Annotated in this window: 15 protein-coding genes; 9 read left to right on the top strand and 6 right to left on the bottom strand. The window is 58.8% G+C overall.

The window, feature by feature from the left end; translation table 11 throughout:
• Positions 1-57: 57 nt before the first annotated feature.
• The 4 genes from CKW38_RS04500 to CKW38_RS04485 all read right to left on the bottom strand — a co-directional run bounded on the left by CKW38_RS04500 (position 58) and on the right by CKW38_RS04485 (position 2,225).
• A complete protein-coding gene (locus tag CKW38_RS04500; protein WP_095111967.1) occupies positions 58-435 on the bottom strand; it encodes a hypothetical protein in 378 nt (125 codons plus the stop codon).
• Positions 436-545: 110 nt separating this feature from the next.
• A complete protein-coding gene (locus CKW38_RS04495; RefSeq protein ID WP_007913045.1) occupies positions 546-902 on the bottom strand; it encodes a hypothetical protein in 357 nt (118 codons plus the stop codon).
• Complete coding sequence (locus CKW38_RS04490; RefSeq protein WP_095111966.1) at positions 887-1,669, bottom strand: hypothetical protein; 783 nt, start codon at positions 1,667-1,669, stop codon at positions 887-889. The genes CKW38_RS04495 and CKW38_RS04490 overlap by 16 nt, the downstream gene beginning before the upstream one ends.
• 10 nt (positions 1,670-1,679) lie before the next feature.
• Positions 1,680-2,225: a PAAR domain-containing protein gene (locus CKW38_RS04485; protein WP_007913041.1), complete on the bottom strand. Its 546-nt coding sequence runs from the start codon at positions 2,223-2,225 to the stop codon at positions 1,680-1,682.
• 397 nt (positions 2,226-2,622) lie between these two features.
• Here CKW38_RS04485 and CKW38_RS04480 point away from each other — a divergent pair, with 397 nt between their 5' ends.
• From CKW38_RS04480 to CKW38_RS04445, 8 genes are all read left to right on the top strand, one after another.
• Positions 2,623-3,612, top strand: coding sequence for an aldo/keto reductase (locus CKW38_RS04480; protein WP_007913039.1), 990 nt, complete (start codon positions 2,623-2,625; stop codon positions 3,610-3,612).
• Positions 3,609-4,199: a flavodoxin gene (locus tag CKW38_RS04475; protein WP_095111965.1), complete on the top strand. Its 591-nt coding sequence runs from the start codon at positions 3,609-3,611 to the stop codon at positions 4,197-4,199. The genes CKW38_RS04480 and CKW38_RS04475 overlap by 4 nt, the downstream gene beginning before the upstream one ends.
• A gap of 24 nt (positions 4,200-4,223) precedes the next feature.
• Positions 4,224-5,216, top strand: coding sequence for an aldo/keto reductase (locus CKW38_RS04470; protein WP_007913036.1), 993 nt, complete (start codon positions 4,224-4,226; stop codon positions 5,214-5,216).
• Between the two features lie 62 nt (positions 5,217-5,278).
• Positions 5,279-5,746, top strand: coding sequence for a cupin domain-containing protein (locus CKW38_RS04465; protein ID WP_007913035.1), 468 nt, complete (start codon positions 5,279-5,281; stop codon positions 5,744-5,746).
• Positions 5,747-5,975: 229 nt separating this feature from the next.
• Positions 5,976-6,749 (top strand): carboxymuconolactone decarboxylase family protein, encoded by a 774-nt coding sequence (locus CKW38_RS04460; protein ID WP_095111964.1) that lies wholly within the window; start codon positions 5,976-5,978, stop codon positions 6,747-6,749.
• A gap of 121 nt (positions 6,750-6,870) precedes the next feature.
• Positions 6,871-7,815, top strand: coding sequence for an alpha/beta fold hydrolase (locus CKW38_RS04455; RefSeq protein ID WP_176472295.1), 945 nt, complete (start codon positions 6,871-6,873; stop codon positions 7,813-7,815).
• A gap of 48 nt (positions 7,816-7,863) precedes the next feature.
• Positions 7,864-8,916: an alpha/beta hydrolase gene (locus tag CKW38_RS04450; RefSeq protein ID WP_007913032.1), complete on the top strand. Its 1,053-nt coding sequence runs from the start codon at positions 7,864-7,866 to the stop codon at positions 8,914-8,916.
• Positions 8,917-8,998: 82 nt separating this feature from the next.
• Positions 8,999-9,892 carry a LysR family transcriptional regulator gene (locus tag CKW38_RS04445; RefSeq protein WP_007913030.1) on the top strand — a complete coding sequence of 298 codons (894 nt, stop codon included), beginning with the start codon at positions 8,999-9,001 and terminating at the stop codon, positions 9,890-9,892.
• Between the two features lie 243 nt (positions 9,893-10,135).
• Here CKW38_RS04445 and CKW38_RS04440 read toward each other — a convergent pair whose 3' ends face one another.
• On the bottom strand, positions 10,136-10,939 hold the full coding sequence (locus CKW38_RS04440) for a 2OG-Fe(II) oxygenase (RefSeq protein ID WP_095111962.1): 804 nt from the start codon (positions 10,937-10,939) through the stop codon (positions 10,136-10,138).
• A gap of 265 nt (positions 10,940-11,204) precedes the next feature.
• Between CKW38_RS04440 and CKW38_RS04435 the strand changes: the two genes are divergently transcribed.
• Positions 11,205-12,176 carry an AraC family transcriptional regulator gene (locus CKW38_RS04435; protein ID WP_095111961.1) on the top strand — a complete coding sequence of 324 codons (972 nt, stop codon included), beginning with the start codon at positions 11,205-11,207 and terminating at the stop codon, positions 12,174-12,176.
• Between the two features lie 1,198 nt (positions 12,177-13,374).
• On the opposite strand, the gene CKW38_RS04430 is transcribed toward CKW38_RS04435, so the two are convergent.
• On the bottom strand, positions 13,375-15,294 hold the full coding sequence (locus CKW38_RS04430) for a tyrosine-protein phosphatase (protein WP_095111960.1): 1,920 nt from the start codon (positions 15,292-15,294) through the stop codon (positions 13,375-13,377).
• Positions 15,295-15,320 lie beyond the last annotated feature (26 nt).

Raw genomic sequence — 15,320 nt, 5'->3', positions numbered from 1 at the left:
CATTGCGGCTGTTCGGAGTCGACTGATGTAATCGAACAAATATCACCGTGATCACATCTAACTTTCGATGTAACTAGCTAAGCGCATGACGTCGCTCATACTTTTAAGCCTGACAGTAAACTCTCCGTTCGCATTCTCTTTTACGTCGGGAATTCTTCCAAAAATTTCCTCACGCGAAAACTTTTGGAGACGCAGGCACGGCTTTCTGAAGTAGAACAACATCCACTTTTGGTTCGGAATGAATGCAAAATCGCAGTCATCCTCACGCAAGAAACGAAAATCCTTGATGTATCCGTGCGAGCTTGGAAAGCAGTCATAGCCCTTAAGCGTTGATGCCCATCCAATCATGTACAAGAGCGCGTGCTTGGCCTCTGGAGTAACCAGAATCTCGTAGTATTCCCGCAACATCTCACTGTTCTCAGCTCCGCGCAGCATCTCGAGATCTCCCACTCTTTCCGATGGAGGCTGCCTTTAGCGTGAAAAAGCAGCTGCGGTGGTCGCCAGTCTTCAAGGTTCACCAAGCTGAGGCCTTGAAGCATTCTGGATCACAATCTGCTGGCGATTTCCTTCCAAATATAGGCGTAGTTGTATTTCAGCCAGCGCACCAACACCTTATCGAACTGCCGACGAAACCAATTACGTTTTCTCGCAGCCAACCTTTCCTCTATCGACTCTCTGAGTATGTCAGGATCGAAACCAGTCCATACCGGGGGTACTGCGGCCACAAGATTGGTGAAGCACACCGGTGCGACCTCTGAATAGAGAATTTCGTAAAGAATGTCAGGGTCGACGCCTCTTACTTTCCTTGCTAGGTAGTCATATTCAACCGGAAAGTCGTTGAAGGGCTCGGAGAGTGCCGCTCTGACCTTGGTCAGTTCTGGCTCAGTCAGAAGGTGTCCCAATGCGTGAACTCCTCAAGCTCTTCATCCAATGAACTCGCAACAGCTTCGCCCGCAACACCGCCTGCGATTGTTCCAACCAAGACCACTGCGATTGCACAAATGGGGGCACCAGGTCCGCAAAATGCGCTGACGCCCAACCCTGCAAGTACCCCACCAAATGCCCCAGCACCGACAATGATTCCTTGGCGCGCAGCTTCCTTGGGTTTGTTTTCAGCATTCAATATCTGATATGTCGCCAGAGCCGCAGTTACGAGAACACCAAGCTTGCCCATGATCAGCATCTTTTTTGTACCGGCCGAGAACTTGGCATTATCCCGGCCCGAAGATTCCAGAATGGTGTAATGGACTTTGTTCTTCTCTATTTCCGAAAGGCTGTCGTAACCTTTTTGGAATAGGTTTTCAGAGTACATATTTAAAAGTGTTTTGAGCTCCGTCCCACCCTTTTTCTTCCTCTGGGCGATTGCCAGCCCCTGCGCAGAGGTGAACTTGCGATGCTCAACCATGATTTTGTTGCGCATCTCGTGACTGAACTTCACTCCCTCTTGCGCCGTAATCTTTCCAGCTTTCACGTCATCGCGTGTTTGCTGAGACATACGCTGGATATTCTTGATATAGCTCGCTCGAGTTTTTTCATCAGATATCGCATCCAGTGAAAACCGCAGCGCAGAGCCCTCCATTAGCTCTAAAGCCCGATCAAGAGGAGAGTCTTGCAAGGCGTGCTCTCGCTGGACCACATAGCTGCCAGTGACGATGTACGGCTCTGTCATAGGATGGTCCTTATCCCAAAATCGAATTCAATAGACTTTCGGTGAGAGATGCCGCTTCTTCGGATGCTTGCTCTTCAAATTGGAGCATCACGCACGCCTTCCCCGATAGGTTCGAAAATTTAATGGCGTTGTCTTTATCAAATACACCGGGCAACGATGAGCCGTCATCAAAATGCGCGGTGCAGGATAGGCCTTCGTAGCTCTCGTCCGCAGGTATTCTGAAGCCGATCCAACGCGCATACCCCGCTAACGGCGCAGGAGCAACAAACTCACAAGGCGAATGGGTATCACCGATTATCACCGTCCCCGACCCGCCAACTACGACGCCGCCGTGAGTGCCACCCGTGTCAATGGTTGCGGCATTCTTACCGTTGATGAGCACAGTCGAAGATAGGCCAGATGAGAGCGCACTCCCGCATGTGCACGCGTCACCTTGCCGTGCTGCGGCCAGTCCGTCGAAAAACACGTCGGGAGAGCCGACCGCAATAGGGTTGGTGCCGTGTCCTGGCAATGGGCAACTGTATGGATCACTTTTTCGCGCCGCTGGCTTGGCCATAATGACTTCCTGTCAAATCCTTGTGAGCGTCGTAAGCTACCAGAACAGGTCACTTGTTAAAAATCTATGTGTTGGAGGGCATTGTCTATCGCCCTCCAATAGCCGCACGCATTAGCTGATCAGCGTTTGAATCGAGACGTCACAACTCGGATGGGAAAGGCTGCCTCTGATTGCATTCACGGGCAGCAATCGGCCAAAAGCGGACGGTCAAGAGAGTGTCAGATTTTTTGTGTGCGAGCGGTGATGGCCTACCGTGACCCAGGCTTTCATTCGGCAGTCGCCACGTCCCCTTTTCCGGGACTGATGAGCAAACCTCATCAAGCTTTGCCGATTTACCCGTCTAGTCCTCAGTCGTTAGCGCGCTTACTGTTCTTCCCATGCCCAACGGGAGATCAACATGCACAAACGCACACTCGGCAACAGTTCACTCGAAGTATCCGCCCTCGGCCTCGGCTGCATGGGTCTGAGCCATGGTTATGGCCCGGCCACGGACACCGAACAAGCCATCGCACTGATCCGCTCAGCCGTTGAGCGAGGCGTCACGTTCTTTGATACCGCCGAATTCTACGGCCCCTATATCAATGAGCAAGTAGTCGGCGAGGCGCTGGCGCCAGTTCGCGACCAGGTCGTGATCGCCACAAAATTCGGCTTCGCCGTCGGCGCCGACAATACAAAGCAGACTCTGGACAGCCGCCCCGAACGTATTCGAATAGCCGTCGAGGGCTCGTTGCGTCGTTTGAAGACCGACTACATCGACTTGCTCTACCAGCACCGCGTCGATCCGAACGTGCCGATCGAAGACGTCGCCGGCGTAGTGAAGGACTTGATTGGCGAAGGCAAGGTCAAGCACTTCGGCCTGTCGGAGGCCGGTGCGCAGACCATTCGCCGTGCGCATGCGGTGCAGCCGATCACGGCGCTGCAAAGCGAGTACTCACTGTGGTGGCGCGATCCCGAGCAGGAAATCCTGCCGACGCTTTGGGAGCTGGGCATTGGCTTCGTGCCCTTCAGTCCGCTGGGGAAGGGGTTTCTCACTGGCACGGTGACGGCTGAGACCACTTACGGCAGCGACGATTTCCGCAGCATCGTCCCGCGTTTCAGCCAATCGGCGCTCCAAGCCAATCAGGCGCTGGTGGTGTTGGTCCGTCAGATAGCCGCGCAGAAACAAGCGACACCGGCGCAGATCGCGCTGGCCTGGCTGCTCGCGCAGGCACCGTGGATTGTGCCGATTCCGGGCACGACCAAACTGCATCGCCTGGAAGAAAACCTCGGCGGCGCGGAGATCACGCTCGATGCGGCCGAACTCAAAGCGATTGATACCGCGCTGGCGCAAGTCCGCATCGAAGGCGAGCGCTACCCCGAATCCCTCAAGGCGCGTGTCGGCCGATGAGTAACGATCACGATCCGCTGCGGCGCACGGTGATCGCCGCATTGGCCAGCGCGCCACTGCTGTCGCTTGCCGACACGCAGAGTGCCGGTGAAACACCGCGTTCTGGCTCGCGCATTCTGGTCGCGTATTTTTCGCGCTCGGGCAATACCCGTGTGGTTGCCGGGCTGATCCAGCGTGGACTGGGTGCCGATCTGTTCGAGATTTGTCCGGCCCACGCTTACCCCGAGGATTATCTGCAAACCGTGGAGCAGGCCCGCCAGGAGCGTGACAGTGGCTTCGAGCCCGAGCTGCAGAACAAGGTTCATGCCCTCAGCGACTACGACACGATCTATCTCGGTTTTCCGATCTGGGGTGAAACCGCGCCGCCGATCGTGCGCGCATTCCTCAGCGCCCACGACCTGACCGGCAAGACCCTCATCCCCTTCAACACCCACGGCGGTTACGGCTTGGGCAGCAGCCGCAGTGTGCTGGTCAAGCACGCGCCGAAGGCCAAAGTGCTGGAAGGATTTGTGATGGAGGGTGAGCAGGAGCGCAAGACCATGGAACGCGTGAACGGCTGGCTGAACGATCACCCTCTCACGCATTAATCGAATTCTGTACGGAGTGACATAATGAAAAACCGCACGTTGGGCAATGGCCTGGAAGTGTCTGCATTGGGCCTTGGCTGCATGAGCATGACGTCGGCCTACGGGCCGGCAGCCGACCAAGCCAGCATGATCAAGCTGATTCGTTCGGCCCACGAGCAAGGCGTCACCTTGTTCGACACCGCCGAAGCGTATGGCCCGTTCGCCAATGAAGAGCTGCTGGGCGAGGCCTTGCAGCCGATCCGCGAGCAGGTCGTCATCGCCACCAAGTTCGGCTTCGATATCGACCCGATCACCGGCGCACGAGGCGGCGGCACCAATAGCCGGCCGGAGCGTATCCGCGCCGTCGCCGAGGCGTCGTTGAAGCGCTTGCGTACCGATCACATCGACCTGTTTTATCAGCACCGCGTTGATCCGCAGGTGCCCATTGAAGACGTCGCCGGCACCATCAAGGAATTGATCGCCGAGGGCAAGGTCAAGCATTTCGGCCTGTCTGAGGCAGGTGTGGAAACCATCCGCCGGGCCCACGCGGTACAACCGGTCACGGCGGTACAGAGCGAATACTCGCTGTTCTGGCGCGGCCCGGAACTGGAGCTGCTGGCGGTGCTGGAAGAACTGGGGATCGGCTTCGTACCGTTCAGCCCGCTGGGCGCCGGTTTTCTCACCGGTCAGATCGATGAGCACACGCAGTTCGACGCCAGCGACTTCCGCAACTTCGTCCCGCGTTTTTCCCCCGAAGCGCGCAAGGCCAACCTGGCGCTGGTCGATGTGGTGAAAGTCGTCGCTGAGCGTAAGCACGCGACACCTGCGCAAGTCGCGCTAGCCTGGTTGCTCGCACAAAAACCGTGGATTGTGCCGATCCCTGGCACGACCAAACCCCATCGACTGCAAGAGAATCTGGGCGCGGTCGAACTGCAATTGACCGGCGACGATCTGCGCGTGATCAACGAGCAGATCGCGCAGATTCAGGTGCACGGTGAACGCCTGCCGGAATCGGCACTGAAAATGACCGGACTCTGAGTCTGCCCAACGCGGCGCCACGGGCGGCGCCGCTTTTCTTGTCTGACCGGAGAACCAATCCGATGAACCGATTGATTGCGCCACTCGTTGCTTTGTCACTGATGGCGGCAGAGTCCCAGGCCGCCGGCGAAATCCGCATCACGCCAAACGGCGCGCAGCCCTCGGTCAAGGGCGCGGCGCAAAACTTTACCGGCACGGTGCGCGTTGATGGCCTGTTCAAAGGTGAACCGCCGGCGCGCATCGGCGGCGGCACAGTGACCTTCGAGCCGGGCGCACGCACGGCGTGGCACACCCATCCGCTGGGGCAAACGCTGATCGTCACTGCCGGCGTCGGCTATGTGCAGCAAGAGGGTGGCGCGCGTCAGGAGATCCGTCCGGGCGACAGTGTCTGGATTCCACCGAACACCCGTCACTGGCATGGCGCCACGGCCAGCAACGGCATGACCCACATCGCCATCGCTGAAGCCGAGGACGGCAAGACCGTCACTTGGGGGGAACAGGTCTCGGATGCGCAATACGCCGGTAAATGAAGTTACGGAATGTGTCGAAGTTGCGCTCCCGGCACGTTGGGGGCAATCGACTAGTCGACGTCTAAGCCCCGAATCTGCGGGGTTGCGTCTGGATTTCTGCGATGACTGCTCCGTCGATTCATGAGTTCTGCTCAGGAACCCATGCGCAATATCAGGGTTAATCGCCATAACCAACCTCCGTACGATTCAGCGACACCGCAGCGCCCCGCAATGGATGGAGCCCTTCACGATGATCACTGACACCCGCAACAGCACTGCACTCCCCACACTCATGGCGCTCTGCCTTGGCGTCGGGGCGATGTTCAGCGTCACCACTCAAGCAGCCGAGGCTTCGCCCACCATGACCAGCACACCCGCCAGCGCAGCCAGCTTGTCGAGCCAGAAACAAGCCATTCCACTGATCGCGGCGTTCATGGCGACCAGCGACATGCCCAACCTCAACACGGCGCTCAACCAAGGGCTTGATGCCGGCCTGACCATTAGCGAAACCCGTGAAGTTCTCGTGCAGCTCTACGCCTACGTCGGCTTCCCCCGCAGCCTCAACGCCTTGAATGAATTGATGACCGTGGTGCAGGCGCGCAAACAACGCGGCCTTGACGATGCGCCGGGACGTGAGCCGAGCCGGGCGACTCCGGTCGGGGATGAGCTATTGGCAGCGGGTACGGCGAATCAAACGAAAATCTCCGGCGCCCCGGTCAAAGGCCCGGTGTTCGAGTTCGCTCCGGTGATCAACCGGTTCCTGCAAACCCATCTGTTCGGCGACATTTTCGAGCGCGACAACCTCGACTGGCAAAGCCGCGAACTGGCGACAGTCGGGGCGCTGGCAGCGTCCCCGGGCGTGGAATCGCAACTGCGTTCGCACATGGCGGCGAGCCTGCGCGTCGGGCTAAGTGCGGCACAGTTGCGCCAGGTCACCGAGCTGCTTGAAAAGCATGGCGATACACAGACTGCCAAGCGGGCAAGCGCAGCGCTGACCCAAGCGCTCGCAACAGCGGGGAAATGACATGAAATCTGCAAAGCATTTACTGAGCGTCACGCTGCTGAGCCTGTTGGCGGCCTGCGCGAACCACTCCGAAGGCCCGCTGCTGATCCAGAAACAAGGCAGCTTCGCCGCCGGCGGAACGATGACCACGGCACCGGGCACCTTCAACCCGCGCCAACCGATGACACCCAACGGCCAGACCTACCACGGTGACCACGTCCACGCCTTCTATCAAATCCCGGCGGACGCGCGAAAACTGCCCATCGTCATGTGGCACGGCGCGGGTCAGTTTTCCAAGACCTGGGAAACCACCGCCGATGGTCGCGAGGGTTTTCAGAACATCTTTCTGCGCCGCCACTACGGCGTCTATCTGATCGATCAGCCCCGGCGTGGTGATGCCGGGCGCAGCATGGTCGAGACCACCATCAAGCCTGTGCCGGACGAACAACTGTGGTTCAACCAGTTCCGCATCGGCCTTTGGCCCCGCTACTTCAACGGCGTGCAAGTGGCACAGGACGCCCAGACCCGCGAGCAGTTTTTCAGGGCAATGACGCCGAACACCGGGCCGTTTGACATGGGCGTGGTCTCCGATGGTGTGTCGGCGCTGTTCGACAAAATCGGCCCCGGCATCCTGTTTACGCATTCTCAGGGTGGCGGGCCGGGCTGGTTGACGGCGATCAAGAACGACAAGGTCAAAGCCATCGTGGCGTTCGAACCGGGCAGCAGTTTCGTGTTTGCTGACGGTGAAGTGCCGGCGCCGATTCCCAGCGCGTTCGACACGGTGCAAGGCGCAGCGGTGCCGATGGAGCAATTCATGGCACTGACGCGCATTCCGATCCTGATCCTGTACGGAGACAACATTCCGGAACAGACAGTCGATCTGCCCGCTCAGGACAGTTGGCGCGCACGCCTGAAAATGGCCCGGCTCTGGCGTGACGCGGTCAATCGCCATGGCGGTGATGTGCGACTGATACACCTGCCGGAGATTGGCATTCACGGCAATACCCATTTCCCCATGTCGGATCTGAACAACGTGCAGATCGCTGATCTGGTCGCGCAGTTCCTCAAAGAAAAACAGCTGGACTGACCCAAATACTTTTGCTACTGCCGCCCTTTTTTTGCTCAGGAGCTTCACGTGAAAAACACTCTCAAAGCCACGCTCATGTCGGCATTGGTCGGTCTCTCGGCGGGCGAAGCGTTAGCCGCTGACTACAAGAAGAACCCGTTCACACTCGCCTATGACGGCGCGATCAGCAAGAACGAGCCGGGCAAGGTCAACATCCACCCGGTCAGCTATAAGCTCAACGGGCTGGACATCGCCGCCAATGTCTACACTCCTGCCAACTACGACGCGAAGAAGAACTACCCGACCGTGGTGGTTGCGCATCCCAATGGCGGCGTAAAAGAGCAAGTCGCCGGTCTCTATGCCCAGCGGCTCGCCGAACAGGGCTACATCACCATCACGGCCGATGCGGCCTATCAGGGCGCCAGCGGTGGCCAGCCGCGCAGCATCGATAAACCGGCGTATCGCATCGAAGACATTCACGGCATGGCCGATTTCATCAGCCAGTTCGCTGGCGTGGATGACAATCGTCTGGGCCTGCTCGGCATTTGTGGCGGCGGTGGTTATTCGTTGGCGGCGGCGCAAACCGACAAACGCTTCAAATCCCTGGCGACGGTGAGCATGTTCAACTCGGGTCGAGTACGCCGCAACGGCTACAACGACTCGCAAATGGACAGCATCCAGCAACGTTTGCAGCAGGCATCAGCTGCCCGCGCGCAAGAAGCAGCGGGGGGCGCGGTGCTGTATTCGGGGGATGCCAACCTCACCGACGAGCAGATTGCCAAACTGCCTTTCGAACTGTATCGCCAAGGCTATGAGTACTACTGGAAAACCCACGCGCACCCGAACTCGACCTTCAAATACACCACCAGCAGCCTTATTGACCTGATGCGTTTCGACGCCACCGACCATATCGAATTGATCAATCAACCGTTGCTGATGATCGCCGGCAGCAAGGCCGACAGCCTGTACATGACCCAGGATGCGTTCCCCAAAGCCACCGGCACCACCGACAAGGAAGTGTTCATCCTCGATGGCGCCACCCACATTGAAACCTACTGGGTGCCGCGTTATGTCGATGCCGCGATTGGCAAACTGACCACGTTCTACGCCCGTACCTTGTAATCAACTCTCTGGGGGTCGCGCATCTGTGTGCGACCTGCTTTCATGGAATAATCACGCGCCCCCTCATGAGAGGTTCTCATCAATGTCCCGCGCCAATCTCAACGACCTGCAAGCCTTCGTGGTCATCACCCGCGAAGGCAGCTTTACCCGTGCTGCCGCACAACTCGGCGTCTCGCAGTCGGCGCTGAGCCACACCATGCGCGCACTGGAAAGCCGCTTGGGTGTGCGCCTGCTGACGCGCACCACACGCAGCGTCTCGCCGACCGAGGCGGGTCAGCGGTTGTATCAATCGATGGCACCGAGGTTCGATGAGATCGAACTGGAACTGGCCGCCGTCAGCGAGTTTCGCGACACCCCCGCCGGCAATGTGCGGATTCAGGCGTCCGAGCATGCGGCGAACAATATTCTCTGGCCGAAGCTGCTGAAGGTGCTGCCCGACTACCCGGACATCAGGGTCGAAATCACCGTCGATTACGCCCTTTCCGACATCGTCGCGCAGCGGTATGACGCGGGGGTGCGCCTGGGCGAACAGGTAGCCAAGGACATGATTGCCGTACCGATTGGGCCATCGTTGCGCATCGCCGTTGTCGGCTCGCCGCAGTATTTCCAGCATCGGCCTTACCCGATGGAACCGGGAGATCTGGCGGCGCACAACTGCATTAACCTGCGCCTACCGACTCACGGCAGCCTGATGCAATGGGATTTCGAAAAGGATGGCCACGAGCTCAAGGCCCGCGTCGAGGGCCAATGGACATTCAACAGCAGCGTGCCAATTCTGCGTGCGGCCGTGGCGGGATGTGGCTTGGCTTTCCTGCCAGAGGACATGGTGGCGAAGGAACTTGCGGACGGTAGCCTTGTGCGGGTGTTGGAAGATTGGTGTCAACCCTTTGCCGGTTACCATCTCTACTACCCCAATCGTCGCGAACACTCATCAGCGTTTGGCGTTGTAGTTGAAGCGTTACTCTACAGGGACTGAGACATCGACCTTCAAGGCGTCTGGATTTTTTCCGCCCCCTCACAACCGTGAATGAGCAGATGATTTTGATCGACTGCGTCGGGCGCGACCGGCTGCAATGGGAGGTTTACTGCTCATTATGAATGGCAGCTATTGGCCGAGAGCAGCCTTTCGTGAATGGCAGCAATTGGCCGAAAGCTGAACCACCACCAGCTGCTACCACCCAGTCCAAAAAACGGCTGCTTCCCTGATTACGCAGCCTCCTCACGCTTTCGTTCTAAACAACTTATTCATGTAGTACCTCAAACTCCACCGATCCTTCGGCCGCGGCTTATAGTGCGTTTTATTCCTCTGCCCCGGCTCCCCGCCCACCCCACTCGCCGTGTAGTAATAAAGCGCAATCGACCGCCGAGTGATGTGTTCCGGCGTAGTCAACGGCTCCGGATGCCCATGGTTACTATCCTTGTCCGTATTAAAAATCACACACCGGTTATAAACCGGTAGCACTTTCTTCAGACATTTCTTCATCCCCACATCCCAAAGCTCCAGGTTGCCGCCGTACGCCTCCTGCCAGTCCTCGGTCAGGTAAATGATCACGTTCAGTCGCCGCTCAACATTGAGCTTTTTATTCAGCCGAAAATCCGAGTGCACGCCGAGGAAGCCGCCGGTTTTGGTTTCGTGCAGGCCGCCGCCGGTGAAGTAAGGATCGGGGATCAGCCCTTGTATGCCGGTGAGTTTTTCGAGGAATTCCAGCATGGGGGCGGAGTTGAGGGTATTGAAGACGTTCTTCAGGTAAGGGCTGCAGGCGTTGGGGCTGATCTGGCGTTTGAGTTGGCCTTTGTAGCCGCGCTCGTAGATTTGTTCGTTGTTGGTCGGTTCGACCGGGAAGTGTTCGCGGATGCTGGCGATGACGTCAGCGTGCAGGAAGTTGTCGATGACGATGTGCGGGAATGGCGTGGCTTGGGTGTATTCGTGGGTCAGTGATTCGCCGAAGGCGCTGGCGGCGTTTTGGTCGAAGTCGAGTTCTGGGGTCAGGGTGATGGGGAGTGTTTGCGTGTTGGCTTGCATTGCCGCTCCGATGATTTTTGGCTTCCAGGGCTGGACAAACAGGGGCTGGGGCTTGGCGCGGTGCCTGTGTTTGCTTGCTGAGTACAGTGGCGAGCAGGTTGCCATGTCGGCGATTGGCTGCCGAGTGTCCTTTGCTTAAACGTGGCGCGGCGGTGTTACGGCATGTTTCCGGCTGTCACAAACCGGTCATATTTCCTCTGCTAACCTCCTCGGCGCCCTACCCTTCACCCCTGTCCTAGAGCCCCCAACCGAAGGTGCCGCCAAGGTGTTTCCGTCTCCTGTTCGCCAGCAAATTATCCTGCGTTCCGACAACCTCCGTTCGGACGACTTCGGTGCACTGTTTTCCAGATTGTTTGGCAATCGTTATGCCGACAATCCACCGCTGCCGTCGAACATCATTATCGGCGGGGTCTACGGGCGGCACGATGGCGTGAGTTTTCGGCGGATGCATTATCACGGTGATTTCACCGTCGCTTTCCCCGATCCACAGGACGAGATCACCTTCGTCATTCCCACTGCCGGCAAGATCGTTTTCAACCATGCCACCGAGTCTATCGGGGTGTCGCACGTTGGGCTGGCGATTGATAAGGCGGATATCCGTTCGATGCGTTTCTTTGATGATCACGCGCATCACGGGATGTCGATCAATCGGCATCAGCTCACTGAGCGGTTGTCGACGCTGTTGGATAAACCGATTCTGCAGAAGATCGTTTTTGAGCCGAGTGTGGATCTGGAGACGGCAGCGTTTCAGGGGATCAAGGCGTTGATTGATCTGGCCACGGGGACGGAGTTTGATCTGTTGCTCAACAGCGGGACGTTGATGCCGTCGCGGTTGCGCGAGATGTTGGTTGATGCGGTGTTGGAGGCGTGGCCGCATAACTTTTCCGAGGCGTTGCGGCGGCCGACGGCGATGGTTGCGCCACGGCATGTGAAGTTGGCGGTGGAGTTTATTCAGGCACATCCGGAGCAGTTGGTCAGTGGTGTGGATCTGGCGCGGTTGAGTCATGTGAGTCAGCGGGCGTTGCAGGAGGGGTTTCGGCGGTTTGTCGGGATGTCGATTGTGGCGTATCAGCGGCAGGTTCGGCTGGAGCGGGCTTATGAGGTTTTGAAACGGCGGGGTTCGGGGTCGGTGACGGAGGTGGCGTTGCGGTTCGGGTTTAGCAATGTGGGGCGGTTTTGTCGGTATTTTCAGGGGGCTTATGGGGTGAGTCCGGCGGATTTGCGCGGGCGGGATTGAGGGTGTGAGTCTGTTGTGGTGATGGTGGCTGGGAAGGCGCTATCGCTAGCAGGCTAGCTCCCACAGGGGTCTGTGTTGTGATTGAGATTGTTGGCAATCCACAAAACCTGTGGCTGGCTTGCCAGCGATTGCAGTGGGTCAGGCAATGAAGAGGTTGGCTGGGCTGGCCAAATCGCTGGCAAGCCAGCTCCCACAGGGGTCAGCGGTGTGATTGAGATTGTTGGCATTCCACAATCTTTGGGAGCTGCTTGCCAGCGATGGCGGTGGGTCAGGCAATGAAGAGGTTGGCTGTGTTGGCCCAATCGCTGGCAAGCCAGCTCTCACAAGGATTTTTGGTGTGCCTGAGATTGTTGGCAATCCACAAAACCTGTGGCTGGCTTGCCAGCGATTGCAGTGGGTCAGGCAATGGAGAGGTTGGCTGGGCTGGCCAAATCGCTGGCAAGCCAGCTCCCACAGGGGTCAGCGGTGTGATTGAGATTGTTGGCAATCCACAAAACCTGTGGCTGGCTTGCCAGCGATTGCAGTGGGTCAGGCAATGGAGATGTTGGCTGGGCTGGCCAAATCGCTGGCAAGCCAGCTCCCACAGGGGTCTGTGTTGTGATTGAGATTGTTGGCATTCCACAATCTTTGGGAGCTGCTTGCCAGCGATGGCGGTGGGTCAGGCAATGAAGAGGTTGGCTGTGCTGGCCAAATCGCTGGCAAGCCAGTTCTCACAAGGATTTTTGGTGTGCCTGAGATTGTTGGCACTCCACAAAACCTGTGGGTGCTGGCTTGCCAGCGATGGCGGTGGGTCAGGCAATGGAGAGGTTGGCTGGGCTGGCCAAATCGCTGGCAAGCCAGCTCCCACAGGGGTCAGCGGTGTGATTGAGATTGTTGGCATTCCACAATCTTTGGGAGCTGCTTGCCAGCGATGGCGGTGGGTCAGGCAATGAAGAGGTTGGCTGTGTTGGCCCAATCGCTGGCAAGCCAGCTCTCACAAGGATTTTTGGTGTGCCTGAGATTGTTGGCAATCCACAAAACCTGTGGGAGCTGGCTTGCCAGCGATGGCGGTGGGTCAGTCGATGGAGATGTTGGCTGGGCTGGCCCTATCGCTGGCAAGCCAGCTCCCACAGGGGTTTGTGGTGTGATTTAGATTGATAGCAACCCATAGAACCTGTGGTGTTGGTTGGAGTGGGGTCTTCCTTGACCCCGCTTCTGTTTAGAAGGCGTAGCTGGCTTTGAGGCCGCCGTTGAAGCCGTGGCTGTCGCCGCCGCCGTTGGCGCCGACTTCTGCGCCCAGGCTGAGGGCGCCGAGGCTGGCCATGACGTTTACGCCGCCGCTGAATTGGTCGCGGTTGTCGAAGGCGGCGCGTTGTTCGATGTCGAGGCCGAGCAAGTGGCTTTGGCTCTCGACCTGGTTATCGCCCAGTGTGCGTTCGTAACCCACTTGTACGCCCGGCACCAGTTGCCATGCGCCCATCGCCACCGGCGCAAAGGCGACGTTGAGATTGGCAACGGCGCTGCGGCGGGTGGCGGTGTTGTCGTCGACGTCGAGTGAGAGTTCGCTGCCCTTCTCTTGGAAGCCGTTGAGGTCGAGGTGGCTGACTCGGAAACCGAGGCTTGGTTCGAAGGTCATGCCGTTGACCGGGGCGCGATAACCGAGGGCAACGGTGGCGCCGGTGAGGTTGCCGTGGGTGTCGCCCTTGGCGGTGCCGAGGCCGCCGCCGAGGTCGCGTTTACTGTCGTAGTCGATGTAGCCGGCGCTGGCGTTGGCGTCTAGGAACAAGCCTTGTTCAAGGCTGGTGAAGCCGTAGCGGGCGCCGACGTTGAGGAAGGTGAAGTCAGTGTCGGCTTCGCCACCCGCGCCGCCGACGCTGCCTTTGCTGTAGCCAAAACCGCCGCGTGCGCTGAGTTGTTCGCTGAAGCGCTGGGTGATGCCGACCATCAGGCCTTGGCTGTGTTCGTTGCTGCTTTCGGCGTGAGCCGAGCCGTCGGTGCCGAGGTAGCCGGCGAGCGCGGTGGTCCAGAGGCGGTATTGGCCGACCTTGAGATCAGTGCCGCTGGCGAACGGTGCGGCGGCTTGTTCGATCATCGCGTTTTGGCGCAGCAGGTAGCTGGCGGCGTCGGCGTGCACCTGGCCGCCGACCTGGGATTCAACACCGCCGAGGGTGCCGGCATCGATCGCCGATTGCAGATAGTAGTTGTAGGCGCTGTAGGTGCCGGACAGGCTGGTGTTTTGCAACTCGCGGAGCAATTCGGCGCCGGCAGCGGCGTTGCCGATCAGCCCGGCCTGACCCGGCAGGCTGTTGTATTCGACCAGTTTGCCGCGCAGGACGTAAATGGTTTCTTGCGACAGGCCGAGGCCTTGTTTGAGGTAGTTGTCCATGCTGCCGTATTGCGCGGTGACTTCGTCCAGACCTGCCTGCAAGTAGCTGGCCTGGACGCCGAGCAACGGCTCGTAAATGGCGGCCATGCTCGGCGGCAGCGCTTTGAGCGTGGCGGCGACGCGGGCGGCGGTGTAGTCGTTGGTCGCCAGGTAGTTGGCCATGATGGTGGCGTTGTCGACGCCGGCAATGCTCTGCAACACGGCAGCGGTCCAGCCGGTCCGATCCTTGCCGGCGGTGCAGTGAAACAGTTGCGCGGCATCGACACTGGCCAGTTCATTGAACAGCACGCCGAACTGACCGCGCATGCCGGCATCGCTGACAAAGGCGCGGTTGGTCTGTTCCATCATGGCGATCGCGTCGGCGGCGCTGTTGAAGGAAATGTTGGTGATATTCGAGCCGGAGGTGGTGCTGCCGATGATGTCGATGTTCTGGTAGGTCGCGCCACTGATCATTGTGTCCGGGGTGGCGGCGATTTCGCTGGGGGTGCGCAGGTCGTAGATGGCTTTGATGCCGAGACTGTTGAGGGTCGCCAGATCGCTGGTCGTCGGCGTCAGCGCGTTGGAGCGGTAGAACACGCCGCTGCGCATCGTGCCGTCGTGGGCCGTGGTGTACGCGGTGGTGATGCCGGCGATATCACGGAAGTTGTCGATACCTTGCAGGCGCGGCGTGTCCAGCGGCACGGACTCGGCAGCATGGGCGGCGGCGATGGACAGGCTCAGTACGGACAGCGAACACAGAAGACGTTGAAACACAGTGCAGCCTCATTGTTTAAGCGTTG

This window comes from Pseudomonas sp. Irchel 3H7 (assembly GCF_900187605.1).
Taxonomy (GTDB): Bacteria; Pseudomonadota; Gammaproteobacteria; order Pseudomonadales; family Pseudomonadaceae; genus Aquipseudomonas.
The sequence above is the reverse complement of the archived record's forward strand: the minus strand, read 5'-3'. Positions and strand labels throughout refer to the sequence as shown.